The 24,164-nt window shown below is 66.1% G+C and carries 25 protein-coding genes; 11 read left to right on the forward strand and 14 right to left on the reverse strand.

Features of this window, described 5'->3' with window-relative positions:
• The first annotated feature begins 166 nt into the window (after nt 1-166).
• Both IEW49_RS07710 and IEW49_RS07715 read left to right on the forward strand, forming a co-directional pair.
• Nucleotides 167-2,935: an ATP-dependent DNA helicase gene (locus tag IEW49_RS07710; RefSeq protein WP_188642121.1), complete on the forward strand. Its 2,769-nt coding sequence runs from the start codon at nt 167-169 to the stop codon at nt 2,933-2,935.
• 8 nt (nt 2,936-2,943) lie between these two features.
• Entirely contained in the window at nt 2,944-3,465 is a 522-nt protein-coding gene (locus IEW49_RS07715) for a SixA phosphatase family protein (protein ID WP_188642122.1), read from the forward strand.
• Nucleotides 3,466-3,484: 19 nt separating this feature from the next.
• On the opposite strand, the gene IEW49_RS07720 is transcribed toward IEW49_RS07715, so the two are convergent.
• From IEW49_RS07720 to rpmF, 5 genes are all read right to left on the reverse strand, one after another.
• Nucleotides 3,485-3,883 (reverse strand): MerR family transcriptional regulator, encoded by a 399-nt coding sequence (locus IEW49_RS07720; RefSeq protein WP_188642123.1) that lies wholly within the window; start codon nt 3,881-3,883, stop codon nt 3,485-3,487.
• On the reverse strand, nt 3,880-4,176 hold the full coding sequence (locus IEW49_RS07725; protein ID WP_188642124.1) for an integration host factor subunit alpha: 297 nt from the start codon (nt 4,174-4,176) through the stop codon (nt 3,880-3,882). The genes IEW49_RS07720 and IEW49_RS07725 overlap by 4 nt, the downstream gene beginning before the upstream one ends.
• Before the next feature lie 111 nt (nt 4,177-4,287).
• Nucleotides 4,288-5,250 carry a beta-ketoacyl-ACP synthase III gene (locus tag IEW49_RS07730; protein WP_188642125.1) on the reverse strand — a complete coding sequence of 321 codons (963 nt, stop codon included), beginning with the start codon at nt 5,248-5,250 and terminating at the stop codon, nt 4,288-4,290.
• Nucleotides 5,250-6,299 carry a phosphate acyltransferase PlsX gene (gene plsX, locus IEW49_RS07735; protein ID WP_188642126.1) on the reverse strand — a complete coding sequence of 350 codons (1,050 nt, stop codon included), beginning with the start codon at nt 6,297-6,299 and terminating at the stop codon, nt 5,250-5,252. Before plsX ends, IEW49_RS07730 begins: the two co-directional genes overlap by 1 nt.
• A 31-nt stretch (nt 6,300-6,330) precedes the next feature.
• Nucleotides 6,331-6,513, reverse strand: coding sequence for a 50S ribosomal protein L32 (gene rpmF / locus IEW49_RS07740; RefSeq protein WP_160615644.1), 183 nt, complete (start codon nt 6,511-6,513; stop codon nt 6,331-6,333).
• 200 nt (nt 6,514-6,713) lie between these two features.
• Between rpmF and IEW49_RS07745 the strand changes: the two genes are divergently transcribed.
• The gene (locus IEW49_RS07745; protein WP_188642127.1) at nt 6,714-7,112 is read left to right on the forward strand and encodes an MAPEG family protein; all 399 of its coding nucleotides are present in this window, start codon (nt 6,714-6,716) and stop codon (nt 7,110-7,112) included.
• Here IEW49_RS07745 and IEW49_RS07750 read toward each other — a convergent pair.
• The gene (locus IEW49_RS07750; protein ID WP_188643146.1) at nt 7,109-7,750 is read right to left on the reverse strand and encodes an MBL fold metallo-hydrolase; all 642 of its coding nucleotides are present in this window, start codon (nt 7,748-7,750) and stop codon (nt 7,109-7,111) included. The two genes, IEW49_RS07745 and IEW49_RS07750, sit on opposite strands and share 4 nt — an antisense overlap.
• 137 nt (nt 7,751-7,887) lie before the next feature.
• On the opposite strand from IEW49_RS07750, the gene IEW49_RS07755 reads away from it, so the two are divergent.
• Nucleotides 7,888-8,253, forward strand: coding sequence for a hypothetical protein (locus IEW49_RS07755; RefSeq protein WP_188642128.1), 366 nt, complete (start codon nt 7,888-7,890; stop codon nt 8,251-8,253).
• Here the strand turns inward: IEW49_RS07755 and IEW49_RS07760 are convergent.
• Nucleotides 8,250-8,879 carry a S24 family peptidase gene (locus tag IEW49_RS07760; RefSeq protein ID WP_188642129.1) on the reverse strand — a complete coding sequence of 210 codons (630 nt, stop codon included), beginning with the start codon at nt 8,877-8,879 and terminating at the stop codon, nt 8,250-8,252. The two genes, IEW49_RS07755 and IEW49_RS07760, sit on opposite strands and share 4 nt — an antisense overlap.
• Before the next feature lie 98 nt (nt 8,880-8,977).
• Here IEW49_RS07760 and IEW49_RS07765 point away from each other — a divergent pair, with 98 nt between their 5' ends.
• Both IEW49_RS07765 and IEW49_RS07770 read left to right on the forward strand, forming a co-directional pair.
• Nucleotides 8,978-9,169 carry a hypothetical protein gene (locus IEW49_RS07765; protein WP_188642130.1) on the forward strand — a complete coding sequence of 64 codons (192 nt, stop codon included), beginning with the start codon at nt 8,978-8,980 and terminating at the stop codon, nt 9,167-9,169.
• Nucleotides 9,159-9,515: a hypothetical protein gene (locus IEW49_RS07770; protein ID WP_229658130.1), complete on the forward strand. Its 357-nt coding sequence runs from the start codon at nt 9,159-9,161 to the stop codon at nt 9,513-9,515. The genes IEW49_RS07765 and IEW49_RS07770 overlap by 11 nt, the downstream gene beginning before the upstream one ends.
• Here IEW49_RS07770 and IEW49_RS07775 read toward each other — a convergent pair.
• Nucleotides 9,512-10,450, reverse strand: a complete 939-nt coding sequence (locus IEW49_RS07775) for a D-2-hydroxyacid dehydrogenase (RefSeq protein WP_188642131.1) — start codon at nt 10,448-10,450, stop codon at nt 9,512-9,514. The two genes, IEW49_RS07770 and IEW49_RS07775, sit on opposite strands and share 4 nt — an antisense overlap.
• Nucleotides 10,447-11,892, reverse strand: a complete 1,446-nt coding sequence (gene cysS / locus IEW49_RS07780) for a cysteine--tRNA ligase (RefSeq protein WP_188642132.1) — start codon at nt 11,890-11,892, stop codon at nt 10,447-10,449. The genes IEW49_RS07775 and cysS overlap by 4 nt, the downstream gene beginning before the upstream one ends.
• A 46-nt stretch (nt 11,893-11,938) precedes the next feature.
• Between cysS and IEW49_RS07785 the strand changes: the two genes are divergently transcribed.
• Nucleotides 11,939-12,481 (forward strand): hypothetical protein, encoded by a 543-nt coding sequence (locus tag IEW49_RS07785; protein WP_188642133.1) that lies wholly within the window; start codon nt 11,939-11,941, stop codon nt 12,479-12,481.
• 3 nt (nt 12,482-12,484) lie between these two features.
• Here the strand turns inward: IEW49_RS07785 and IEW49_RS07790 are convergent, their stop codons facing one another.
• The 5 genes from IEW49_RS07790 to IEW49_RS07810 form a co-directional block, all read right to left on the reverse strand.
• The gene (locus IEW49_RS07790; protein WP_188642134.1) at nt 12,485-13,159 is read right to left on the reverse strand and encodes a nitroreductase; all 675 of its coding nucleotides are present in this window, start codon (nt 13,157-13,159) and stop codon (nt 12,485-12,487) included.
• A gap of 9 nt (nt 13,160-13,168) precedes the next feature.
• The gene (locus IEW49_RS07795) at nt 13,169-13,513 is read right to left on the reverse strand and encodes a hypothetical protein (RefSeq protein ID WP_188642135.1); all 345 of its coding nucleotides are present in this window, start codon (nt 13,511-13,513) and stop codon (nt 13,169-13,171) included.
• On the reverse strand, nt 13,513-15,330 hold the full coding sequence (gene cobT, locus IEW49_RS07800; RefSeq protein ID WP_188642136.1) for a cobaltochelatase subunit CobT: 1,818 nt from the start codon (nt 15,328-15,330) through the stop codon (nt 13,513-13,515). The genes IEW49_RS07795 and cobT overlap by 1 nt, the downstream gene beginning before the upstream one ends.
• 25 nt (nt 15,331-15,355) lie before the next feature.
• Nucleotides 15,356-16,009, reverse strand: coding sequence for a fructose-6-phosphate aldolase (fsa, locus tag IEW49_RS07805; protein ID WP_188642137.1), 654 nt, complete (start codon nt 16,007-16,009; stop codon nt 15,356-15,358).
• Between the two features lie 82 nt (nt 16,010-16,091).
• Entirely contained in the window at nt 16,092-16,808 is a 717-nt protein-coding gene (locus IEW49_RS07810; RefSeq protein ID WP_188642138.1) for a DUF4197 domain-containing protein, read from the reverse strand.
• A gap of 72 nt (nt 16,809-16,880) precedes the next feature.
• On the opposite strand from IEW49_RS07810, the gene IEW49_RS07815 reads away from it, so the two are divergent.
• The 4 genes from IEW49_RS07815 (at nt 16,881) to IEW49_RS07830 (ending at nt 24,047) form a co-directional block, all read left to right on the forward strand.
• Nucleotides 16,881-19,049 (forward strand): primosomal protein N', encoded by a 2,169-nt coding sequence (locus tag IEW49_RS07815; protein WP_188642139.1) that lies wholly within the window; start codon nt 16,881-16,883, stop codon nt 19,047-19,049.
• Nucleotides 19,050-19,135: 86 nt separating this feature from the next.
• The gene (locus IEW49_RS07820) at nt 19,136-20,635 is read left to right on the forward strand and encodes a hypothetical protein (protein ID WP_188642140.1); all 1,500 of its coding nucleotides are present in this window, start codon (nt 19,136-19,138) and stop codon (nt 20,633-20,635) included.
• A 195-nt stretch (nt 20,636-20,830) separates the two neighbouring features.
• Nucleotides 20,831-22,432, forward strand: a complete 1,602-nt coding sequence (locus IEW49_RS07825; protein ID WP_188642141.1) for a tetratricopeptide repeat protein — start codon at nt 20,831-20,833, stop codon at nt 22,430-22,432.
• Nucleotides 22,433-22,475: 43 nt separating this feature from the next.
• Nucleotides 22,476-24,047, forward strand: a complete 1,572-nt coding sequence (locus tag IEW49_RS07830; RefSeq protein WP_188642142.1) for a cryptochrome/photolyase family protein — start codon at nt 22,476-22,478, stop codon at nt 24,045-24,047.
• The last annotated feature ends 117 nt before the right edge of the window (nt 24,048-24,164 follow it).

Raw genomic sequence — 24,164 nt, forward strand, 5'->3', positions numbered from 1 at the left:
TTTTCGTCACAGTTCCCGTAATCCACGGTTCAGATTTCTACAACACGTTGAATTAGTTTCTCATTCAAGAATCGTTTCGCGGCTAGCCGCCGAGTCCTTGCGACGAACGGAACGGCCCTCGGCACATTCTCGCTTACCTTTGTTTACTTTTCGTTCCGAGCCCATCATGGTCCGTTCGGTGACCGCGCCGCTCGACCTGCCAGCCCTTCACGCCTCGCATGCCGGCACCTGGATGTGCGGCCCCGACGGGGCCGTGCGCGAGGTGGCCAAGGGCGAGGCGGTGATGGCGGTGGCCGACACCCCGCTGCTGATCCTCAACGCACCGCTGGTCGCGACCCGCCTGGGCTATCCCGACCTCTCGGGGCTCGACCTGCTCGAACTGTTCGCCTTCGTTCATCCGGCCCAATTCTGCGTACCGACGCCCAAGGGGCTGGCCGAAGTGCTCGGCCTTCCCGTCCCCGCGAGCGATGCCGAGGTCCCCGCCCTGCTGCGGCAGGCCGCCGCCGAACTGCTCGATCGCTGCGAGGTCGAGGAATGGGGTGAGCGCGAGGGCGCGTGGTCCTCGCTGCAATCGCTCGCACGTTTGCGCTGGCCGTGGGCGCAACTCCTGATGCCGAAAATCCGCCAGCCCGAGCGGGCGGAGAAATGGCTCTTCTCGCGCCTGCCGCAATGGGAGGAAAACGAGGACCGCCCGCAGCCGAAACAGGTCGACCTGTCGCGCGCCGAAATCGAGGCGCAGCTCGATGCGCTTACCGGCGATGCGGCCGAGCGGCGCGACGGCCAGCGCCGATATGCTGGCGAAGCCGCGCATGTCTTCGCCCCGCGTGCGCGCCGCGACGCGCCGCACATGCTGCTCGCGCAGGCGGGCACGGGAATCGGCAAGACGCTGGGCTATCTCGCCCCCGCCTCGCTGTGGGCGAAGGAGAGCGGCGGTACGGTGTGGGTCTCGACCTACACCAAGAACCTGCAGCGACAGCTCCGCAGCGAGAGCGCGCGCGCGTGGCCCGCCGCGCGCGAGGACGGCACCCCGCCCGTGGTCGTGCGCAAGGGGCGCGAGAACTATCTCTGCCTGCTCAACCTCGAAGACGCGTTACAGGGCGGCTTCGGCGGACGCCCCGCCGTGCTCGCGCAACTGGTGGCGCGCTGGGCCGCCTATACGCGCGACGGCGACATGATCGGGGGCGATCTGCCCGGCTGGCTCGGCACGCTGTTCCGCCGCCGCGCGATCCGCTCGCTCACCGACCAGCGCGGCGAGTGCGTCTATGCCGGTTGCCCGCATTACCGGAAGTGCTTCATCGAGCGCGCAGCGCGGCAATCGGCGCAGGCCGACCTCGTGATCGCCAACCACGCGCTGGTGATGGTCAACGCCGCGCGCGGGCGCGATGCGGCGAACAAGCCGAGCCGCGTGATCTTCGACGAGGGCCATCACGTCTTCGATGCGGCGGACAGCACCTTCGCCGCCGCCCTGTCGGGCAGCGAGGCGATCGAATTGAAGCGCTGGATCCTCGGTCCCGAGCGCGGTTCCAAAGGCCGCCGCCGCGGACTCGCCGCGCGGCTCGCCGATATCGCCAGCTACGATGAAGGCGGCGGCCAGGCGATCGACGCCGCGACCGAGGCAGCGCAGGCCCTGCCCGCGAGCGGCTGGCTCGGGAGGCTCGCCGAAGGCGCGCCGCTCGGTCCGATCGAGCAATTGCTCGCCGCGGTTCGCGCGGCGACCTATGCCCGCGACGAGAGCGGCGGGATCGAGGCGGGCTACGGGATCGAAACCGAGGCCGCGGGGCTCGACGGCGCGATCGTCGAGCAGGCGGCCAACGCGGCAGACGCCCTCGCCGCGATCCGCAAGCCGCTGCTGAAACTCGCCGGGCGGCTTGAGGCGGTGATCGAGGACGCGCCCGACTGGCTCGACGCGCAGGGGCGCGCACGGGTCGAGGGCGCGCGCTACTCGCTCGGCTGGCGGATCGACCTGCTCGCGGCGTGGGAAGCGATGCTCGACCGGCTCGGCGGCCCCGGCGACCCCGAATTCGTGGACTGGCTGGCGGTCGAACGCTCGGACGCGCGCGAATTCGATGTCGCGATCCACCGCCACTGGCTCGACCCGATGAAGCCGTTTGCACGCACCGTGCTCGACGGCGCGCACGGCGTGATGCTGACCAGCGCGACGCTGGCCGAGCGCGATGAGGAAGGCGCGCCCGAATGGCCCAGCGCGGTCGCGCGCAGCGGAGCGCCGCACCTCGAGGTCAAGCCCGCGCTGTTCGCGGCGCAGAGCCCGTTCGACTATGCCACCCAGGCCGAAATCCTGGTCGTCACCGATATCCGCAAGGGCGACATCCCCGCCCTCGCCGGCGCTTATGCGCGGCTGATCGAGGCGGCGGGCGGCGGGGTGCTCGGCCTGTTCACCGCGATCCGCCGGTTGCGCGCGGTGCATGGCCGAATCGCAGACCGGCTCGCACGCACAGGCCTGCCGCTTTACGCCCAGCATGTCGATCCGATCGACACCGGCACGCTGACCGACATTTTCCGCGACGATCCGCGCGCCAGCCTGCTCGGCACCGACGCGCTGCGCGACGGAGTCGACGTGCCCGGCGATTCGCTGCGTTGCGTGGTGATGGAACAGGTGCCGTGGCCACGGCCGACGATCCTCCACCGCGCGCGGCGGCTGGCCGCGGCCGAGACGGAAGGCGGGGCCAAGGCCTATGACGACCACCTGATTCGTGCGCGGCTCGCGCAGGCGTTCGGGCGGTTGGTGCGCCGAGCCGACGATCGCGGCCAGTTCGTGATGCTTTCGCCCGCCTTCCCGAGCCGTTTTCTCACCGCATTTCCGCAAGGTACGCCGGTAATCCGCTGCCCGCTCGACGAGGCGATCGCGCGGGTCGCGGCCGCCGAGGTTAACAAAAAGCAATCAAAAGCTGGAACGTCCCACTATTCGCGTGCGTAGCAGGGGGCATGAAGACCCTCGCCCTACTGCGCCATGCCAAGTCCGATTGGGATGCCGGTGCCCCGAGCGATTTCGATCGCCCGCTGAGCAGGCGCGGGATCGTGGCAGCCGCGAAAATGGGTGAATACATGCGCCGCGAACGCGGCGAGTTCGAGCGCGCGCTCGTCTCCCCGGCGCGGCGCTGTCGCGAAACCTTCGACCAGGTCAATGCTGGCTATGGCGGCAGCCTGTCGCCCCAGTTCGAGGAGCGGATCTATCTCGCCAGCGCCGGCGACCTGCTCGACCTCGTGCAGGCGCAGGACGATGCCTTCAGTCGGTTGCTGCTTATCGGGCACAATCCGGGTCTGACCTATCTCGCGCTCGAGCTGATCCGCGAGGACGCCGCGGCGGTCGAGCGCGAGCGCATCGCCGAAAAATTTCCCACCGGAGCCTATGTCCAGCTCTCCTGCGAGGTCGATCGCTGGGCCGACCTCGGAAAGGCGGCGTGCAACCTCGAGGTGCGCCGCTATCCGGTCGAAGAGTTGGCTTGAAAGTTGGCCTGAACGAAAATCAGTGCTGGAGCGCCGCGGCGAGCCGATCGCGGATCGCGCGCAATTGCGGGACCAGCGCGGGGGCCGGCGTTCCGGGACGCTCATCCTGCTGCTGCGGATGCGGCGCGGCGATTGCCTCGCCCACCGGCTCGACCTTCTTTGCCAACGCCTTCTTCGCGCCCTTGAGCGTATAGCCCTGCGCGTTCACCAGGTCGTCGATCCGGCGCACCAGCGCGATATCCTCGGCGCGGTAATAACGCCGACCGCCGGCGCGGGTGGTCGGCTTGAGCATCGGGAACTGCTCTTCCCAATAGCGCAGGACGTGGGGCTTGATCCCGAGCGCATTCGACACTTCGCCGATCGTGCGCAGCGCCTGCGGATCCTTGCCGTCGTCGAAGAGAGAGGCGCTTTCGCTCATGCTTTGGAGACTTTGTCCCGCAAGGCCTGGCTGGCGCGGAAGATCAGAACCCGGCGCGGGGTGATCGGAACTTCGACGCCCGTCTTGGGATTGCGGCCGACGCGTTCCGCCTTGTCGCGCAGGAGGAAGGTGCCGAACCCGGATATCTTCACGTTCTCGCCCGAAATCAGAGCTTCGGTCATCAGGTCGAGGACATCCTCGACGAGTTGTTGGGATTCGCTTTTCGGATAGCCGGTCTTCTTGTGGACGGCCTCGCATATATCGGCTCTGGTCAGCGTATTCGTCGAACGCATTCGGTTCTACCTATCTTTCGCGACCCTGTTATTTTCGTAGTCGAATTTCTCAAAAATGCAACGGAACCGGACCTTTTGAAGCCCGGATATTTCGCCGATACCATATTTCGATCATAATTTCAGCAGGCTGGCACCCCACGTAAATCCACCGCCCATCGCTTCGAGCATCACCAGGTCGCCCTGCTTGATGCGGCCATCGCGGATCGCGGTGTCGAGCGCGAGCGGCACCGAGGCCGCCGACGTGTTGGCGTGGCGGTCGACCGTCACCACCACCTTTTCGGCCGGCAGTCCCAGCTTGCGCGCGGTCGCGTCGAGGATCCGCGCATTGGCCTGGTGCGGCACGACCCAGTCGATCTGCTCGACCGCGACGCCCGCTTCCTCGAGCACTTCGCCGAGCACCTCGGCGAGATTGACCACGGCGTGACGGAAGACCTCGCGCCCCTTCATCCGCAGCTTGCCGACCGTGCCGGTGCTCGACGGCCCGCCGTCGACGTAAAGCAGTTCCTTGTGCTCGCCATCGGCGTGGAGCTTGCTTGCGATCACGCCGCGTTCCTGTTCACCCTCGCGCGCTTCGAGCACCACCGCACCCGCGCCGTCGCCGAACAGCACGCAGGTCGTGCGGTCTTCCCAGTCGAGGATGCGGCTGAAGGTTTCGGCGCCGATCACCAGCGCGCGCGATCCGAGCCCGTTCTTGAGCATCGAATCGGCCACGCCCATCGCGTAGAGGAAGCCGGTGCAGACGGCGTGCACATCGAACGCGATCCCGCCGCGGCAGCCGAGGCGCTTCTGCACCTGGGTGGCGGTGGCGGGGAAGGTATGATCGGGAGTCGCGGTGGCGAGCACGATCAGGTCGATATCGCACGGTTCGACACCCGCCGCCTCGCACGCCTTGCGCGCGGCTTCGGTGGCGAGGCTGGCGGTGGTTTCTCCCTCGCCCGCGATATAGCGCTGGCGGATGCCGGTGCGTTCGACAATCCATTCGTCGGTCGTGTCGACCCGCTCCGCCAATTCGGCGTTGGTGACGCATTTCGCCGGGAGGGCCGAGCCCGTTCCGAGGAGTACCGAGCGACGCATCAGCGCTGCCCGCCCTTACGCCAGTCGCCTTCGCCGAGCCGCTCGAGGTCGGCCTCGATCCGGGCCGTGAGATCGTTTTCGAGCAGGCGCGCGGTCAGCGCGACGGCATTCGCGACGCCCTTGGCATTGGCACTGCCATGGCTCTTCACCACCACCCCGTTGAGGCCGAGGAAGACCGCGCCGTTGTGATTGTTGGGATCGAGCGAATGCTTGAGCAGCTCGGTCGCGGGCTTCGAGACGAGGAAGCCGAACTTCGAACGCAGCGAGCTGGTAAAGGCGCGCCGCAGCAGATCGGTGACGAAGCGCGCCGCGCCCTCGACCGCTTTCAGCGCGATATTGCCGGAAAACCCGTCGGAAACGATCACGTCGACTTCGCCGCGATTGATCTTGTCGGCCTCGACATAGCCGTCGAACGAGATCGACAGGTCGGCCGCCGCTTCCTTCAGCCGGGTCGCGGCATCCTGCAAATCGTCGGTACCCTTGGTTTCCTCGGTCCCGATATTGAGCAGGCGGACGCGCGGTTCGTCGACCCCGGTCGCGATGCGGAAATAGGCCGCGCCCATCACCGCGAACTGGACGAGGTTGCGCGCATCGCATTCGGTGTTGGCACCGAGATCGAGCATCACGACGTCATGCTCGCCGAGCGTGGGCAGGAGCGCGGACAGCGCGGGGCGATCGATCCCCGGCATCGTGCGCAGGGCGAGCTTGCTCATCGCCATCAGCGCGCCCGTATTGCCGGCGGACACCGCGGCCCCGGCCTTGCCTTCCTTCACCGCATTGATCGCCAAGCCCATCGAGGTGGTCTTGGCGCGGCGGATCGCGCGGCTCGGCTTCTCGTCGCCGGCGATCGTATCGGGGGCGTGGAGGATTTCGGACGCGGCGGCGAGGTTCGGGTGAGCCTCGAGCGCTTTCCTGATCCGCGTCTCGTCGCCCACCAGCAGGAACTGGAATCGATCATGGCGGTGCCGCGCGAGCGCAGCTCCGTCGATCATCACACGCACGCCTTCATCACCGCCCATCGCATCGATGGCGATCCGCGGCAGGCTCATGCGTTATTCTCCCGCTGGCGGGTAAGAGGGATCAGATGCCCTTGGGCTCGGCCACGAGGCGGCCGTTATAATGGCCGCAGGCCGCGCACATGTTGTGCGGGCGCTTGAGTTCGCCGCAGTTCGAGCATTCGTGGAACGCTTCGACCTTCAGCGAATCGTGGGCGCGGCGATTGCCACGGCGATGCGGCGATACTTTTCTTTTGGGGACTGCCATCTCGGCACCTTACTTTCGCATAATCAGTAATTTCGGATGCCGACCTAGGCCATGCCTCCCGCGCGCGCAAGGGCGCGGAACGACTGGGCCTCGGATGCGGCGAAGGCGCGCCCTATAGCGGATTCTCGTTGCGTTGCAAGCGTTGCGAGGGCGCGCTAGCAACGCCGCCGCCACGGGTCGCGCCGGAGGGAAGACCCGATATGCCGATTATCCTGCCCATCACCTTGTGCGCCTGCGCTGCTGCCGCGATTCTCAATTTCTGGCTCGCCTGGCGGGTCGGCCAACTGCGCGGGAAACACAAGGTACTGCACGGCGACGATGGCGGCGGCCCGCTCACCCGGCGGATGCGCGCGCAACTCAATTTCGTCGAGAACACACCCTTCGTGTTGCTGCTGGTGGCCGGAATCGAACTTGCCGGTCACGGATCCACCTGGCTTGCCGCGGTGGTCGGCGCCTACATGCTCGCCCGCATCGCGCACGGAATCGGGATGGATGCCGACACCCCGCACAAGGCGCGGATGATCGGAGTCCTGGTCACCATGCTGACCCTGATCGGCCTCGCCGTGTACGCCGCGCTGATCGCGGCGCGGATCGTCTAGGCCAGCGCGGCGTCGCCCACGAAAGGATTGCTCTGCCGCTCGCGCCCGAAGGTGCTCACCGGCCCATGTCCCGGCACGAAAGTGGTGTCGTTGCCGAGCGGCCAGAGCTTCTGCACGATCGCGTCAAGCAGGTCCTGGTGGTTGCCCATCGGGAAGTCGGTGCGCCCGATCGATCCCTGGAACAGCACGTCGCCGACGATCGCGAACTTGCTCGGCGCGTGGTGAAACACGACGTGGCCGGGCGTGTGGCCGGGGCAGTGATAGACGTCGAGCGTAAGATTGCCGACCGTCACCTGGTCGCCATCGTCGAGCCAGCGATCGGGCTCGAACACCTGTCCGCGAATGCCGTATTTCCTGCCGTCCTCGTCGAGCCGCGATATCCAGAAGCGATCGGCTTCGTGCGGACCCTCGATCGGGAGCGACAATTCCTGCGCCAGCACACCCGCCTCGCCGCAATGGTCGATATGGCCGTGGGTGATGAGGATCTTCTCGAGCTCGACGCCGGCCTTGGCGACCCCTGCCTTCAGTTTGTCGAGATCGCCGCCGGGATCGACCAGCGCGCCCTTCATCGTCTCGGTGCACCAGACGAGCGAGCAATTCTGCTGCAGCGGCGTGACCGGCAGCAGCGCGACCTTCATCTTGGGTTCGTTCGGTATATTGGCTTGTTCGGACATGAGGGCGATGTGGCGGTTGATCGCGATCAATGCAACGCGCGTCTGCTTGCCTAGGGAGAGAGATGCCGCGATAATAAGAGAAGGCAAGAGGGAGGCCGGAGATGACGGGACCAAAGGCAGCGATCGCAACAGGAATCGCCCTGGCGCTTGCCTCCTGCGCCACGACCCAGGAGGCCCAGCGCGAGGAGCCCCGCGAACTGGCCGAGCCGCCGGTGCTCGTGCAGGCCACCTGCATGAGTTGCCACGCGGTGACACCGGGCAGCTTCTCGCCGATCCCGCAGGCGCCGACCTTCGAGCATATCGCCAACCTCGACGGGCTGACGCGCGAAACGCTGATCGCCTTCCTCGCCGACTCGCACAATTATCCCGACATCATGGATGTCGATTTGAGCCGCGCAGATGTCGAAGTGGTGGCCGATTACATGCTCACGCTGCGCCGCGACGACTACAAGCGCTTCCCCTCCTAGCGCAGCCGCCCGGCCTTCCACACCACGCGCCCGATCACCTCAACCTCTTCGGGCTCACATTCGAGCGGCGGGTAGACCGCATTGTCGCTGATCAGCCTGCCCGGGCGTTCGGCCTGGAGGCGCTTGACCAGCAACTGGTCGTCGACGCGCACGACATGGACCCCGCTGCGCAGGGAGGCGGGACGGGTATCGACGAGGATCTCGTCGCCTTCGGCCAGGGTCGGCTCCATCGAATCGCCGCGAACCGCGATCGTCGAAAGGTGCGCCGGGTCGAGCCCCTGCGCGCGCAGCCATCCCGGGGCGAAGCCGAGCTGGCCGATCGCCTCGTCGCCCCCTTCGGCACCCGCACCAGCGGCGGCCTCGGCGTCAAGGCGCGGGATAGCGAGATAGCGATCGGCATGGATCGAGGAAATATCCGCCGGCGCACCCAGCCGTGTCTCGTCGACACCGAAGAACTTGGCCAGCGTCCGCCGGTCCTGCTCCTCGAGCTTCTTGGGACTGCCCTTTCGGATATATTGCTGGAGATACGAGGCATTGCGCCCGATCAGCGTGGACAGGCCGGCAAGGCTCGCCCCGCGTTCGTTGGCGAGATCGAGAAGGTTGGCGCGCGCGTCGGAATTTCCCATGAAAATCCTATAGACGAAAGATTTTTCCTAGACAAGTAGGATTTCACGCGGGACATATCCTTCATCGATTCGCTGCCTGCCGATGGAGAGACCGCCCGATGCTGATCCGAAAGATCGAGATTTTCCTGCGCGAGACGGGAATGCCGTGGACCAAGTTCGGTCGCCTCGCGGCGCATGATCCGCGCTTCGTCGAAGATTTGCGCAATGGCCGCATCCCGCGTTCCGCGACCGAAGCACGCATAGAACATTTCATGAACAAGTACCGCGACGGAGCCGCCCATGTACGTTGATCCGATCCGTCCCGAGCCGATTCCGCGCGCCGCCGAACGCGCGGGGAAGCGCGTGGCCTGTGCCCTGCAGGAGATGGTCGGCGGCATCGCCGAACTGCTCGCGATGGAGGAACGCGCCTGGGCCAGCGCGACCTTCTCGGGCGCGCGGCACACCGTCACGTTGCGTTTCCACGGTACGGATGATTGCGAGACGGCCGATCGGTTTATCGAGGCGCTGCCCGAGCACGAATTCGCCCTTCCCGGATTGCTCGTGGCCGATGCGCAGGTGCGCGCCGTGACCTATGACAGCCTGCCCGGGCCGGTGATGACGGTCGAGGCCGAGCTGCTGGTGCTGAACGAGGACTAGTAGCCGAGCGTGAGGTCGAATTGCGGCTGCAGCGGCTCGCCGCGTTCGTAGCGGTCGAGATTCTCGATGAAACGGTCGGCCGAGCGCTGGAACATCTGCGATTGCGCGCGGCCCGATAGGTGCATGGTGATATGCGCGTTGTCGAGCTCCCACAGGGGATGGTCTGCGGGCAGCGGTTCGGGCGTGGTGACGTCGAGGAAGGCCGCGCCGATCGTCTTGTCCCCGAGCGCGGCGACCAGCGCGTCCTGGTCGACCACGCTGCCGCGCGCGATGTTCACCAGCACCGCGTCTTCCTTCATCGCCGCCAGCTCGTCCGCGCCGATCATGCCTTCGGTCTCGGGCGTGGCGGGCACGGCGAGGATGACCCAGTCGAAGGTGCCGAGACGCGCGCGCCACTGGTCCGGCCCGAGCGCGTTCTCGCCGCCCGAGCGCCGCACCACGGTTACTTCGACGTCGAACGCCGCAAGCCGCTGTTCGACCAGCTTGCCGATCGCGCCATAGCCGAGCAGCAGCGCCTTGCTCTCCGCCAGCTCGCGCTTGCCGGGGCTGTCGAGCAGCCATTCCTTGCGGTCCTGTGCGCGGACAACCTCGCGATAGCCCTTGGCGATGTCGAGCATCCCCATCAGCACGTATTCGGCGATGGTGATGGCGTTGATCCCCGCGCCGTGGGTCACCGTGACCCCACGCTCGCGCAGGATATCGTGCGGCAGGAAATCGAGCCCGGCATAGATCGAATTGAGCCATTTCAGCTTCCCGGCGCGCTTCACGCCCTCGATCATCGGCTCCTTGTCGTTGAGATCGAACCAGCCGATCTCGGCCTCTGGCGCGAGTTCGTACAGTTCGTCGATCGAGGCGAACCACAGCGGCTCGACCCAGTCGGGCAGGCGCGGCTCGACCAGCGGTCGGATCAGCGCGGACAGGACGGCCTTGGTCATAGCTTCCACTCCCAGCCGAGCGGGTCGCCGTCCATCACCTCGACCCCGGCGGCGGCAAGTTCGTCGCGGATCGCGTCGGAGGTGGCGAAATCCTTGGCCTTTCGCGCGTCGACCCGCGCGGCGAGGCGCGCTTCGATGGTCGCCTCGTCGATCTCGGCATCCTTCGGACGCACGCGCAATTGCTCGCGGGTCAGTTCCATCAGGCCGAGTCCGAGCACCTCGTCCATCCGCTCGATCACCGCGCGCTTCACCCCGGCATCGACCTTCTTGACCGCCAATGCTTCCTCGAACGCGGTGAGCGCGATCGCGGTGTTGAGATCGTCGGCGATCGCGGCCTCGAACTTGTCGAGCAGTGGGGCGAACTTGGGATGCGAGGGATCGCCCGCTTCGGCGTCCTTGAGCCGCTCGGCTTGCATCACCATCCGCTTCAACCGCGTGAGCGCCGCGCCGAGTCCGTCCCACGAGAATTCGAGCTCGCTGCGGTAATGCGCCTGCAGGCACATCATCCGGTAGGCGAGCGGATGATAGCCCTTGTCGAGCAGCAGCTGGAGGCGGAGGAATTCACCCGCCGACTTGCTCATCTTGCCGCTGCGCTCGACGAGGAAATTGTTGTGCATCCAGATCCGCGCGCCCGAATTGGTCGCATCGGACAGCCCCGCGCAGCCGCAGAACGCCTGGTTCTGCGCGATCTCGTTGGGGTGGTGGATTTCGCGGTGGTCGATCCCGCCGGTATGGATGTCGAACGGGAAGCCGAGCAGTTTCTCGCCCATCACCGAGCATTCGAGGTGCCAGCCCGGCGCGCCCTTCCCCCACGGCGAATCCCATTCCATCTGCCGCTTCTCGCCCGGCGGGGTCTTGCGCCAGATCGCGAAGTCCTGCGCGTTGCGCTTGCCCTCGACGCTCTCGATCCGGCCCTCGCCCTCTTCGGTGACGGCACGCGCGAGCCGGCCGTAATCCTCGACCGTCGAAACGTCGAAATAGAGCCCGCTCTCGATCTCGTAGCAGTGCTCGTCGGCGATCCTCTTCGCGAAATCGAGCATCTCGTCGATGTAATCGGTCGCGACCGACCAGTGCGCCGGCTGGCGGATGTTGAGCGCCTTCACGTCGTCCCAAAAGGCCTCGGTATAGTGCTTCGCGATGTCCCAGATCGAGCGCTCGGATTTCGCCGCGGCCTTTTCGAGCTTGTCCTCGCCCGCATCGGCATCGTCGGTCAAATGGCCGACATCGGTGATGTTGATCACGTGGGTCAGGTCGTAGCCGTGATGGCTCAGCGCGCGGCCCAGCACGTCGGCGAAGACATAGGCCCGCATGTTCCCGATATGCGGGTAATTGTAGACCGTCGGCCCGCAGGTATAGACGCGCGCCTCGCCCTCGTGGACGGGGGTGAACGTCTCGATCGTTCGGGTGAGCGAGTTGAACAGCTTGAGCGGGTGGTCGGTCATCGTGAGAGCCCTTGCCAAGCGCGGGGGCGCGAGGCAAGCGGAAGGCATGACCGGTCGCTCACTCACGATACTCCTCTGCGCACTCCTGCTCACCGCCTGCGGCAGCCGCGAGGCCGAGGCGCCCAAGTCCGAGCAGCAAACCGCGCAGGAATACGAGGCCAAGGTGCGCGGCGGCCTGCTCGACAAGTCGATCCCGACCGCGCGCGCCACGCCGGTGCCCGCGCCGCCGCCGAAACCCGAGGTCCAGCCCGGCACGCAGGTAAATCCCGAGGTGGCCGCGCGACAGGGCAAGGCGCCGCCGCGCCCGAGCTGGTCGGCGAACTGCGGGATCAGGACCGGCAAGCAGGAATACCAGGGCCCGTGCGCCTTCTATCCCGAAGCCAATGGCGATTTCTCGCTCGCGCGCAGCGACGGCGCGCCGATGATGCCCGGCATCGCCTCGATCAGCGTCGGACTGGTGGGCGATGGCCGCGCCGAAGTGGTCAGCCGCACGCCATCGGGCCAGACGCGCCGCTGGGGCTATGCGACCCAGCCGGAAGGTTATCCCGATTGCTGGCAGGGACCCAATTTCAGCGTGTGTGCGAGCTAGGGGCTATTCCCAGCCTTCCCAGCGGACGCTTTCCTCGAGCGGGGCGCGCTTGACGTCGAAATTGTTCACCGGCGCGTCTGCGTCGCGATAGCCGATCGCGAGCCCGCAGAAGAAGATATGGTCGTCGGGAATATCGACCACTTCGCGGATCTGCGGGGCATAGACCGCCCAGGCCTCCTGCGGGCAGGAATCGAGCCCCTCCTCGCGCAGCAGCAGCATGATCGACTGCAGCCACATGCCGATATCGGACCATTGCGGCGGGCCCATATATCTGGGCGTGTGGACCAGCATAAGAACCGGCGCCCCGAAGGCGCGGAAATTCTCCGCGAACCACATGAGCCGCTTGCCCTTTTCCTCGCGCGAGATGTCGAGCGCGCCGTACAGATCCTCGCCCACGCCGAAGCGGCGCTCCTCATAGGCCCCGTCCAGTTCGGGCGGATAGATATGATACTCGGGCGCATGCGCCGCGCGGCCCTTGGGAAATTCCTGCTGGATGCGGCCGATGAGCTTTTGCAGCGGATCGCCGGTCAGCACGATCCCGTGCCACGGCTGCGTGTTCCCGCCCGACGGCGCGCGCTGTGAGCGCTTGAGCACGCTTTCGAGCAGCTCGCGATCGACCGGCTGGTCGGTGAACTTGCGGATCGAGCGGCGGGTCTGGAGGGCTTCGGAGACTGTCATTTCATCCGTTCAGTAAGGTCGTTTGCGATTAGCGCTCAACGCCGCAACTCCGGCACAGGGTGCACTCAACAGCATGAGCAGAAGTATCCCGACGACAATCAATGGACCATTCCCCGAAACGGCAAGCATGACCGGCAACATCGCCATCACTACTAAGGCACCAGCCAGCCAAGCAGACCCTTTCGCGATTGCGCCAAGCCCTATCGAAATTAACAGAGCGGAAACGTACGCTAGGATGAAATAGGGATGGTCCCACGGCTCGGGTGTATGGGTGACCTTTATGAACAGGCCCCAGAACATGAGGCCAACAACGAACCCGAGCACAGCTAGCTGGAGGGTGCCGAGTTTCGCCATCACCCCTCCTCCTCGAACAGCCCCGCGAGCTGCTCGATCATCGTGCCGCCGAGCTGTTCGACGTCCATGATCGTCACCGCGCGCTTGTAATAGCGGGTCACGTCGTGGCCGATGCCGATCGCGACCAGCTGGACGGGCGACTGGTTCTCGATCCAGTCGATTACGCCGCGCAGGTGCGCTTCGAGATAGCCGGCGTGGTTCACGCTGAGCGTGGAATCGTCCACCGGCGCGCCGTCGGAGATCACCATCAGGATGCGGCGTTCCTCTGGCCGCGCGATCAGGCGGCGGTGGGCCCAGACGAGCGCCTCGCCGTCGATGTTTTCCTTGAGGATGCCCTCGCGCATCATCAGGCCGAGATTGGTCTTGGCGTGGCGCCACGGCTCGTCGGCCTGCTTGTAGACGATGTGGCGCAAATCGTTGAGGCGCCCGGGATGGGGCGGCTTGCCGTCGGCGAGCCACGCCTCGCGCGACTGGCCGCCCTTCCACGCGCGGGTGGTGAAGCCGAGAATCTCGGTCTTCACCCCGCAGCGTTCGAGCGTGCGCGCGAGCACATCGGCGCTGATCGCGGCGATGCTGATCGGCCGCCCGCGCATCGAACCCGAATTGTCGATCAGCAGCGTGACGACGGTGTCCTTGAACTCCTGCTCGCGCTCGATCTTGTAGGAGAGCGAATGGCCGGGACTGATGACCACGCGGGCGAGCCGCGCGGCGTCCAACAGGCCTTCCTCCTGGTCGAAATCCCAGCTGCGGTTCTGCTGCGCCATCAACCGGCGCTGGAGCCGGTTGGCGAGCTTGGTGACGACGCCCTGGAGGCCCTGCAGCTGCGAATCGAGATAGGCGCGCAAGCGGCCCAGTTCCTCGTTGTCGCACAGTTCCTCGGCGTGGACGATCTCGTCGAAGCGGGTGGTGAAGACGCGGTAGTCGAGCCCACCGGGCGGCTCGTCGGCAGGCCGGTTCGGGCGGACGGGCATCATGCCCTCCTCGCCGTCGTCGGCGGGCTCGCCCTCGGCTTCGGAATCGGACATCTCGCCCTCGGATTCGCCGTCCTGCTCCTCGCCGCGCGCATCCTGCTTCTGGTCGGGCGACGGCTGGGCATCGCCCTCGTCGGGAGCGTCGGTGTCTTCCTCGGGCGTGTCTTCCTCGCCGTCCTCGTCCTCGCCCTCGTCGCCCTCGGGATCGGCGTCGTCGTCGGGCATCTCGAGCTGGAGGTGGCGCAGCATGTCGAGCGACAGTTTCTGGAACGCTTCCTGGTCGTCGAGGCTCAGCGCCAGCGCCTCGAAATCGCCGCCCGCCTGCGCCTCGATCCGCTCGCGCATCATATTGACGCCGTGCTGCGCGGCCTCGGGGATCGGGCGCCCGGTCAGCTTCTCGCGCAGCATCAGCGACAGCGCGGTCGACAGCGGCACCTCGTCGGGCGAACCGGCGCGGGTGATCGGGTCGCGCGCGAGGCGATCGTCGAGCGCGGCGTCGAGATTTTCGCCGATCCCGGCATAATTGTTCGCGCCGAGCGCCTCGTAGCGGACCTGCTCGACCGCCTCGTACGCCATCCGCGCGAGAGGATCGCGGGGCATGCGGCTGGCGTGGAGCGATTCGTCGTGGTGCCGCAGCCGCAATGCGAAGCCATCGGCCGCGCCGCGCGCTTTCCTCGCCGCACGCGGTTCGAGATCGCGCCCCGGCATCGGCACCCGCATCGACTTGCCGCTGGCCGACGCCTGGTCGGAGGTCCAGGCGAGCTCGACCTCGTGCTCGCGCGCCACCGCCCGCGCGGCACCGGCGAGCGCGCTGCGAAAATCGTCGAGCGGGGAACGGTCTTTCATGATGCGGTCGTTACAGGATCGGGCGTTACAGGATCGACTGGCCGGTCGCCTTCCAGTCCTTGAGGAAGCCCTCGATGCCCTTGTCTGTGAGCACGTGGTTGAACAGGCCGAGGATCACCTTGGGCGGCGCGGTCATCACGTCGGCGCCGATCAGCGCGCTTTCGAGCACGTGGGTGGCATGGCGCACGCTGGCGACGAGGATCTCGGTGTCGAAGGCGTAATTGTCGTAGATCGTGCGGATGTCGCGGATCAGCTCCATGCCATTGGAGCCATTGTCGTCGTGGCGGCCGACGAAGGGCGAAACGAAGGTCGCACCGGCCTTGGCCGCGAGCAGCGCCTGGTTGGCCGAGAAGCACAGCGTCACGTTGACCATCGTGCCGTCGTCGGTGAGCGCCTTGCAGGTCTTGAGACCGTCCACGGTCAGCGGCACCTTGATGCAGACATTCTCGGCGATCTTCCGGAGCTTGTCGGCTTCCTTCATCATCGTGGCATGGTCGAGCGCGACGACCTCGGCACTGACCGGGCCATCGACGAGGCCGCAGATTTCCTTCGTGACCTCGATGAAGTCCTTGCCTTCTTTCGCGATCAGCGAGGGGTTGGTGGTGACGCCGTCGAGCAGGCCGGTGTCGGCAAGCTCGCGAATGGCGGCAGTATCGGCGGTATCGACGAAGAATTTCATGGCGGCGCTCCGCAAGAGGGTTGAGTCGGGACGGCTATAGGGAGGCCGCCCGCTCATTCCCACCCCGCAGGGCATGCTTTCGTCAGCGGCGGCCCGCTCCGAACACGCCGATGATCAGCGGATCGTTGGTGGCGTAGGGATCGCGGCGGATCTCGGTCTCCTCGAAGCCGATCTGGCGCCAGATCGCGTCGTCGACATCGCGCGAGAAATCGCTCGCAATGCGCGACACGTCGACGCCCACCAGCGCATCGAGCGCGCGGCCGACCAGCGGATCGCTAGCCACGCGCATCGCGCCCCCGAGCTCGGGGATCATCGCCTCGACCAGCGTCGCGCCCATCGAACTGCGCAGGTAGCTCGTCGCCGCGGTCGGGCCGCCATTGACGAGGTCGACCGCGTTGCGGATGCCGATCGTGCGGACCGCGTCGGTCACCAGCGGGGCGGCGCGTTCGGCGCCTTCATAGGCGATATCGTTGAAGGCGCGCTGGAGCCGGTCCTTGAACACCACCGAGGTGAGGATGCCGGACAGCACGTCGCCGCGCGAGCCGATCACGCCGGGCAGGTCGAGCCGCGCGACCTGGCTGTTCCAGAACCCGTCGTCCGACAAGAGCTGCGCGAAGGCGCGCTCGCTCGAGAGGAACAGGATGCGCTGGATCGCATCGACCAGCCCGAAGCCGCCGAATGCCGAACAGCCCGGCAGCGTCGCCAGGGCGCCGAGGCCGGCACCGCCGACCAGCGTGTTGCGGATGAAGCCGCGGCGCCCGAGCGGTTTGGCGAGCGGCGCGTCCAAAGTCTTTTCCATCGAATCTACTCCCCGAATTCCGGAACGCGCGACTGGCGTTCCGTCGTTTGCGACCGATATACCAGAGCGAACATGAACCGCGTCCGTGTCCTCGTCTTCAATGCCGCGCTCGGCGCGCTGGATTATGCCGTGCCCGAAGGCATGCGGGCGGAACCGGGGGCGGTGGTCGAAGTGCCGCTCGGCCCGCGCCGCATCATCGGCGTGGTATGGGAAGAAGAACGTCTCCCGGCGAAGGGCGTTCCGGCCGAGCGGCTGCGGCCGATCCTCGGCGTGCTGCCGGTCCCCCCGCTGGCGGCACCGCTGCGCCGGCTGGTCGAGTGGACAGCGGATTATTACGTCGCGCCAATGAGTTCGGTCGCGCGGATGGTGCTGTCGAGCGGCAATGCGCTGAAGGGCGCGCGCACGATGACCGAGTACCGGCTGGTCGACGGTGCCGAACCGCCGCGCCTGACCCCGCAGCGCAGGAAGGCGCTCGAACGGCTCGACGGCGAACAGGCTACGATCCGCGAGCTAGCCGAAATCGCCGAAGTCTCCGAGGGCGTGCTGCGCGGCATGGTCGGCGCGGGGCTGATCGAGCCGGTCGAGGTCGATATCGACCGCCCCTACCGCCCCGCCGATCCCGATTTCGACCAGCCCACGCTCACCGACGACCAGCAGGCCGCTGCGGCGCGCATGATAGAGCTGGTGCGCGCGGGCGAGTTCGCCCCGCTGCTGCTCGACGGGGTGACCGGGTCGGGCAAGACCGAGACCTATTTCGAGGCCGTCGCCGAGGCGATCAGGCTCGAGAAGCAGGTGCTCGTTCTGCTCCCCGAAATCGCGCTGACCGAGAATTTCCTGCGCCGGTTCGAGGATCGCTTCGGTGCCAAGCCGGTGCTGTGGCACTCCTCGCGCAGATCGACCGAGCGGCGGCGGGCGTGGCGTGCGGTCGCCGATGGTGGCGCGCAGGTGGTGATCGGCGCGCGCAGCTCGCTGTTCCTGCCGTTCCGCAATCTCGGCCTGATCGTGGTCGACGAGGCGCACGAAACCTCGTTCAAGCAGGAAGACGGGGTGCGCTACAATGCGCGGGACGTGGCGGTGATCCGCGCGCAGTTGGAAGGCGCGCCGGTGGTGCTGGCGAGCGCGACACCGGCACTCGAATCGATGCACCTTGCGGCCAACGGCACGTACGAAAAGCTCGAACTGCCAAGCCGCTTCGGCGGGGCCACCCTGCCCGACATCGCGGTACTCGACCTGCGCGAAAAACCGCCCGAGCGCGGTCGCTGGATCGCGCCGCCGCTGGTCGAAAAGCTCGAGGAACGGCTCGAGCGCGGCGAGCAGTCGCTGCTGTTCCTCAATCGCCGCGGCTATGCCCCGCTGACGCTGTGCCGCACCTGCGGCTATCGCTTCCAGTGCCCCAATTGCAGCGCCTGGCTGGTCGAGCATCGGCTCTCGCAGCGGCTCGCCTGCCATCATTGCGGCCACGAAGTCCCGCCGCCCGCCGCCTGCCCCGAATGCGGCGAGCCCGACTGCCTCGTCGCCTGCGGCCCCGGGGTCGAGCGGATCGCCGACGAGGTCTCCGAACTGTTCCCCGAGGCGCGCATCGCGCTGGTCACCTCGGACACCCTGACCAGCCCCGAGAAGATCGCCGAATTCGTCGAGAGCGCGGAGGGCGGCGCGATCGACATCATCGTCGGAACGCAATTGGTGACCAAGGGCTACCACTTTCCCGAACTGACGCTGGTGGGCGTGATCGACGCCGACCTCGGGCTCGAGGGCGGGGACCTGCGCGCGGCCGAACGCACCTTCCAGCAGGTCGCGCAGGTCGCGGGCCGCGCCGGACGCGCGAGCAAGCCGGGCGAGGTGCTGATCCAGACCCGCCACCCCGATGCCCCGGTGATCGAAGCGCTCGCCGCCAACGATCGCGATGCCTTTTACGAGGCCGAAACCGAGGCGCGCCGCGATGCGGGCGCCCCGCCCTTCGGCCGCTGGGCCGCGATCATCGTGTCGAGCGAGGACGAGGCCGAGGCGCGCGATGCCGCCCGCGCGCTGGGCTCGCAGCGCCCCGACCATCCCGACATCGCGGTGTTCGGCCCCGCTCCCGCCCCGCTCTCGCTGCTGCGCGGGCGCTACCGCTATCGCTTCCTGATCAACGCCCGGCGCAGTGCGAAGCTGCAACACGCGATCCGCGACTGGGTGGGCGGCTTCCAGTTCGGTCCGGGCGTGCGCGTGGGAATCGATATCGATCCCTACAGCTTCGTCTAGCGAGCGATTGCATCCGCTCCGCCGGGTGGATAGCCTTCCGGCAGGTCGCAGGGGGGAGCAGGATGTCTCGCAGGTTTCTGACAGCAATGGCTGCGCTGCTGGGCGCGCTATTTTCCGCGCAACCCGCATCCGCCCAATGGCTTCAAGCCGAAACGCAGAATTTCGTCATCCATGCCGAGCTGGACGAAGAGGAGCTTCGCGACGTCGCGCTGCACATGGAGGAGTTCAACCGGCTGCTCCAGCGCCAGATGCCCGCCCAACTGCGCCCAGGCCGCAAGTTCCATATCTGGCTGGACGGCGGGATGAACCGCATCTCCGGCCTGTTCGGCCACCGCATCTTCAGCGCGGCGCGCGACTGGCACGACCTGCCGGGAGCCTTCGCGCAATACGATCCGGGAGAGAACCCGCGATATCGCTACTACCCGCTATATTCCGCCGTGGGCCGGTTTTACCTGTCCAACGGGTTCGTGCGCACCCTTCCCTACTGGTTGGCGGACGGCCTGCCGATCTATTTCGCGACCGCCTATGTCGATGAAGGACAGTTCCTGCTGGGAGCGCCTGACAACCCGCGCATGATGAACGAGCCCATGAGCGTCAGCCGGATCGAGGAATTGCTGACCACGCGCCAGAAGCCGGAAAGCTTCGGCAGGTTCAGAACGCTTCAAAGTGCAAACGCCGTGTTCACGAACCTGCTCTTGTCGGATCCTGCCAACGATGCGCTCATCGGCCGGTACCTTGCGCTCTTCAATGCCGGCAAATCGTACGAAGAAGCGATGGCGGTCTTCGGCGACCTTCGACCGCTTACCGTGGACATGCGCAACAAGATGGGCCGCAAGGTCAAGCTGCGGGCGGTTCCGATCGACCCCGAGGCGCCGAAACAGATCTTCATCCGGCCGATGGGGCAGGACGAGGTGGCGCTGATCGTTCCGCGTTTCCGCCGCCTGATCGACGAAGATCGCGAAGACGTGGCGAAGGACCTGCGCAAGCTGACCGAACGGTTTCCCGACAGCGCCGAAACCTGGTATCAATATGCGGCCGCCGAGTTCGCGCTGACCAAGGGCCGCGAACGCGATGGCGAGCCCGCATTCGGCGGGCTGGGCTTTGCCGACAACGTACTTGTGATCAAGGCGTGGCACTACTCGGACAGGGAGGCATGGGCGGCGGTGAACCGCGCGCTGGCGCTCGATTCCGGTCATCCCCATGCGAACCGCCTGAAGGCCGAGATCATGCTCGCGCGCATGCTGAATGCCGGCGACGGGGACGATGCGGAACAATTCGCCGAAATTCGCGCGCTGCTCGGTACGCTGGTCGAACGGCCGGAGGAGTTCCCTTTCGCCGCCGTGTTCAATTACCAGACCTATATCGAACAGGGCCTACGCGCCCCGCAGGAAGCCTTCGATGCTTTCGGTCGCGCTTTTCTCGGTAGCGCAGGCGTGCGTTCGTTTCGTTATGCCTATGCGGCAGAACTGGTCCGCCGAGGCGAACACGCAATCGCCCGTCGCTTGCTCGAATCCATGCTCAACGATCCGCGCTACAGCGAGGCGGCGCAACGCGCGCTCGACCAGATCCCGGACCCACCGGTCTGAGCGGTGCTGGCCATCGGGATGAACGCCGCCCCGCCTTGCCGCTAGCTGCACCTGCATTGTCGAGCAGGCCGGTTTCGATCCAGTGCCGATTCCTTCGTTTGACCCCTCGGCAGACTTGTCATACGCTTTGCGACAGGGAATCACGGATGGATCGCAGGGGCGATCCGCTTTCCGGATATTTATGGGGACTGGGTCATGCGCATCATCGCATCGTTATTCGCCGCGTTCGCGGTTCTGTTTTCCGCGCCGGCAATGGCGGCGGAATGGTACGTCGTCGATACGAAGCACTTCACGGTGTACACCAAAGACACCAAGAAGAACGCCGAAGAATACGGCAAGGAACTCGAGCGGCTGGACGAAGCGCTGAGGATCATCAGCGGAGTCGGCCCGTCCGACGATGATTTTCCCGCTTCGTCCAAGGTGACCGTCTTCCGTTTCGGTGAGACCAGCGACATGGGCAAGTTGCTCGGGCGCCGTGGCGTCGGCGGATTCTTCCGCGGTGACGCGGTCGGCTCGGTCGCCTTCGCCCCCCGCCGTGACGATGTCCGCCGCGAACGTGGTTTCGAGCGCACTGCCGGGGATATCCCGATCAACCCGAAATACATCGTGTTCCACGAATACACGCACTATTTCATGTTCCACCACCGCGATGCGCCCTACCCGCTGTGGTACAGCGAAGGCTTCGCCGAACTGTTCGGCACGATGACCTTCGAAAAGGATCGTTTCGTTATCGGCGACGTACCGCCCGAGCGCAGTATCGCGCTCAAGGTCGTGGATCTCGATCTCGAAGAAATGTTCGCGCCCGGCGAAGAACCGAGCCGCGAATACACCTCGCGGGTCTATGCCCATGGCTGGCTGCTCGCCAGCCTCCTCAACCTGACGCCCGAACGCCGGAGCCAGATCGGCCCCTACCTTATGGCGATCAACGAGGGCGTCGATCCGCTCGAAGCGGCCAAGAACGCATTCGGCGATCTAGACGTGCTGGAAAAGGAACTCGACGACTATCGTGGCGGCGCCGCGAAGGTGCTCAAGGTCCCGTTCCTGACCAAGCAGGATCCCGAAGTCTCGGTACGCCGGATGACCGAGGCCGAGGAAGCGCGGATGGACGTGCTGATCCGTGCCAAGGCCGGTGTCGACGAAGACCAGGCGAAAAAGCAGGTCGATCCCGCGCGCGATCTGGTCTCGCGTTATCCCGAGAGCGTTCCGGTCCTCCTCACCGCGGTCGAAGCGGAATTCGACGCCAAGAACTGGAACGAGGCCGAATCGCTCGCCGAGCGCATCCTCGCCATCGATCCGGACAATGTCGACGCGGCGATCTACTACGCCCGCGTGGCCCTGATGCGCGGGTATGAAGACAAGTCGCAGATCGCGGTTGCGCGCGAGCGTTTCGCGAAAGCCAACAACCTTCAGCCCGATCACGCCTATCCGCTCTACGGCTACTACCTGAGCTTTCTCTATTCGGACGAAACGCCCCCGGACGATGCGATCGCTTCGCTCGAGCGCGCCTTCGTGCTGGCCCGGTACGACAATTCGATCCGCAACACGCTCGCCTACCGGCTTGCCAAGGAGGAACGCTATTCGGTGTCGCAGGGCCTCCTGCGACGCACGCTGATCGGTGCCGGCAAGTATCCGCGCGAGCTTTCGGCCTGCTACACGCTGGCCGAAGCCGGCGACAACGAGCTGCTGCTCGACATGTTGCGCCCGGATCACCCGATGGACGAAAGCGAGAAGGAATGGGACGACAAGTCGGACGAGGAGAAATGGCCTTGCCTGACCAAGGTCGAAGCCACCGCCTGATCAGATAGTCTGAACCAATCGAGCGGGGCCGCGTTGCGCTTGCATGGCAAGCATCAGCGACGGCCCCGTTCTCGTTCCCATCCTCGGCGACCAGCTGACGCGCAACCTGGCGAGCCTTCGTGGGCGGACCAAGGATGACACGGTCGTCCTGATGATGGAGGTGTGGGACGAGGCAACCTACGTCAGGCATCACAAGCAGAAGATCGTGCTGGTCTTCTCCGCCATGCGCCACTTCGCCGAGGAACTGCGCGATGCCGGGTGGACGGTCGACTATGTGAAGCTCGACGACGATGGCAATTCCGGCAGCTTCACCGGCGAACTCGCACGCGCGATCGAGGAGCATGATCCACGCCTCGTCAGCGTGGTCGAGGCCGGCGAATGGCGCGTGCGGCAGGACATGGAGCAATGGGCCGACAAGTTCGCCTGCGCGGTCGAGATCCTGCGCGACGACCGCTTCGTCTGTTCGCAGGCCGAGTTCGACGAATGGGCCGACGATCGCAAGGAGCTCCGGATGGAGTTCTTCTATCGCGAGATGCGGCGGAAGACCGGGTTGCTGTTGGATGGCGACAAGCCGGTCGGCGGCGAATGGAACTACGACAGCGAGAACCGCAAGCCGCCGAAAGAGGGCCTCGCCGCGCCCGAGCGACCCAAGTTCGAGCCCAACGCGATCACGCAGGAAGTTATCGCCCTGGCCGAAGACCGTTTCGGCGATCACTTTGGATCATTGGAAAAGTTCGAGTGGCCCGTCACCCGCGACGAAGCGGAAGAGGCCGCCGACGCCTTCTTCGCCGAGCGGATCGAGTGCTTCGGTCCCTACCAGGACGCGATGGTCGCGGGGGAGGACGACCTCTTCCACTCGATGCTCTCGACCAGCATCAACCTGGGCCTGCTCGACCCGCTCGACCTCTGCCGCCGCGCCGAACAGGCGTACAGGGACGGCAAGGCGCCGCTCAATTCGGTCGAGGGATTCATCCGCCAGATCATCGGCTGGCGTGAATATGTGCGCGGCTTCTATTTCCACCAGATGCCGCACCTGCAGAAGGCAAACGCCCTGAACGCACAGCGCGGCTTGCCCGAATTCTACTGGACCGGCGAGACCGACATGGCCTGCATGGCCGACTGTATCCGCTCGACCCGCGACAACGCGCATGCGCACCACATCCAGCGGCTGATGGTGCTCGGCAATTTCGCGCTGCTCGCCGGGATTTCCCCGCGCGAAGTGCAGGACTGGTTCCTGGTGGTCTACGCCGACGCATACGAATGGGTCGAGCTGCCCAATGTCGCGGCCATGATCCTCTACGCCGATGGCGGCAAGCTCGCCTCCAAGCCGTATGCGGCCTCCGGCAATTACATCAACAAGATGAGCAATTACTGCTCGGGCTGCGCCTACTCGCCGAACAAGAAGACCGGCGACGGTGCCTGCCCGTTCAACCCGCTCTACTGGCACTTCATGGACCGCCACCGCGACCGCCTCGAAAAGAACCACCGCATCGGCCGGATCTACGCGACCTGGGACCGGATGGGCGAGGACCGCCAGCGCGAATATCTCGCCAGCGCCGAGGCGTTCCTCGACACGCTCGAGCCGGCGCGCGAGGGCTGGGCGCGCGCGGACTGACAAGCACGGCCTTCGTGGCGGCCCGCGCCCCGCCCCGTCCGCACGCCTGCAAAGGTTAACCGGAACAAGGCGATAGCCTTAACGTAGTCTAGGCATCCGGCACATAGGTGCCATCCC

The organism is Pseudoblastomonas marina (assembly GCF_014641655.1).
GTDB lineage: Bacteria > Pseudomonadota > Alphaproteobacteria > Sphingomonadales > Sphingomonadaceae > Alteriqipengyuania_A > Alteriqipengyuania_A marina.

Bases quoted from the DNA above. Each gene is read 5' to 3' on its own strand.
- IEW49_RS07710 (WP_188642121.1), top strand. From the start codon at position 167: ATGGTCCGTTCGGTGACCGCGCCGCTCGACCTGCCAGCCCTTCACGCC.
- IEW49_RS07715 (WP_188642122.1), top strand. From the start codon at position 2,944: ATGAAGACCCTCGCCCTACTGCGCCATGCCAAGTCCGATTGGGATGCC.
- IEW49_RS07720 (WP_188642123.1), bottom strand. From the start codon at position 3,883: ATGAGCGAAAGCGCCTCTCTCTTCGACGACGGCAAGGATCCGCAGGCG.
- IEW49_RS07725 (WP_188642124.1), bottom strand. From the start codon at position 4,176: ATGCGTTCGACGAATACGCTGACCAGAGCCGATATATGCGAGGCCGTC.
- IEW49_RS07730 (WP_188642125.1), bottom strand. From the start codon at position 5,250: ATGCGTCGCTCGGTACTCCTCGGAACGGGCTCGGCCCTCCCGGCGAAA.
- plsX (WP_188642126.1), bottom strand. From the start codon at position 6,299: ATGAGCCTGCCGCGGATCGCCATCGATGCGATGGGCGGTGATGAAGGC.
- rpmF (WP_160615644.1), bottom strand. From the start codon at position 6,513: ATGGCAGTCCCCAAAAGAAAAGTATCGCCGCATCGCCGTGGCAATCGC.
- IEW49_RS07745 (WP_188642127.1), top strand. From the start codon at position 6,714: ATGCCGATTATCCTGCCCATCACCTTGTGCGCCTGCGCTGCTGCCGCG.
- IEW49_RS07750 (WP_188643146.1), bottom strand. From the start codon at position 7,750: ATGAAGGTCGCGCTGCTGCCGGTCACGCCGCTGCAGCAGAATTGCTCG.
- IEW49_RS07755 (WP_188642128.1), top strand. From the start codon at position 7,888: ATGACGGGACCAAAGGCAGCGATCGCAACAGGAATCGCCCTGGCGCTT.
- IEW49_RS07760 (WP_188642129.1), bottom strand. From the start codon at position 8,879: ATGGGAAATTCCGACGCGCGCGCCAACCTTCTCGATCTCGCCAACGAA.
- IEW49_RS07765 (WP_188642130.1), top strand. From the start codon at position 8,978: ATGCTGATCCGAAAGATCGAGATTTTCCTGCGCGAGACGGGAATGCCG.
- IEW49_RS07770 (WP_229658130.1), top strand. From the start codon at position 9,159: ATGTACGTTGATCCGATCCGTCCCGAGCCGATTCCGCGCGCCGCCGAA.
- IEW49_RS07775 (WP_188642131.1), bottom strand. From the start codon at position 10,450: ATGACCAAGGCCGTCCTGTCCGCGCTGATCCGACCGCTGGTCGAGCCG.
- cysS (WP_188642132.1), bottom strand. From the start codon at position 11,892: ATGACCGACCACCCGCTCAAGCTGTTCAACTCGCTCACCCGAACGATC.
- IEW49_RS07785 (WP_188642133.1), top strand. From the start codon at position 11,939: ATGACCGGTCGCTCACTCACGATACTCCTCTGCGCACTCCTGCTCACC.
- IEW49_RS07790 (WP_188642134.1), bottom strand. From the start codon at position 13,159: ATGACAGTCTCCGAAGCCCTCCAGACCCGCCGCTCGATCCGCAAGTTC.
- IEW49_RS07795 (WP_188642135.1), bottom strand. From the start codon at position 13,513: ATGGCGAAACTCGGCACCCTCCAGCTAGCTGTGCTCGGGTTCGTTGTT.
- cobT (WP_188642136.1), bottom strand. From the start codon at position 15,330: ATGAAAGACCGTTCCCCGCTCGACGATTTTCGCAGCGCGCTCGCCGGT.
- fsa (WP_188642137.1), bottom strand. From the start codon at position 16,009: ATGAAATTCTTCGTCGATACCGCCGATACTGCCGCCATTCGCGAGCTT.
- IEW49_RS07810 (WP_188642138.1), bottom strand. From the start codon at position 16,808: ATGGAAAAGACTTTGGACGCGCCGCTCGCCAAACCGCTCGGGCGCCGC.
- IEW49_RS07815 (WP_188642139.1), top strand. From the start codon at position 16,881: ATGAACCGCGTCCGTGTCCTCGTCTTCAATGCCGCGCTCGGCGCGCTG.
- IEW49_RS07820 (WP_188642140.1), top strand. From the start codon at position 19,136: ATGGCTGCGCTGCTGGGCGCGCTATTTTCCGCGCAACCCGCATCCGCC.
- IEW49_RS07825 (WP_188642141.1), top strand. From the start codon at position 20,831: ATGCGCATCATCGCATCGTTATTCGCCGCGTTCGCGGTTCTGTTTTCC.
- IEW49_RS07830 (WP_188642142.1), top strand. From the start codon at position 22,476: ATGGCAAGCATCAGCGACGGCCCCGTTCTCGTTCCCATCCTCGGCGAC.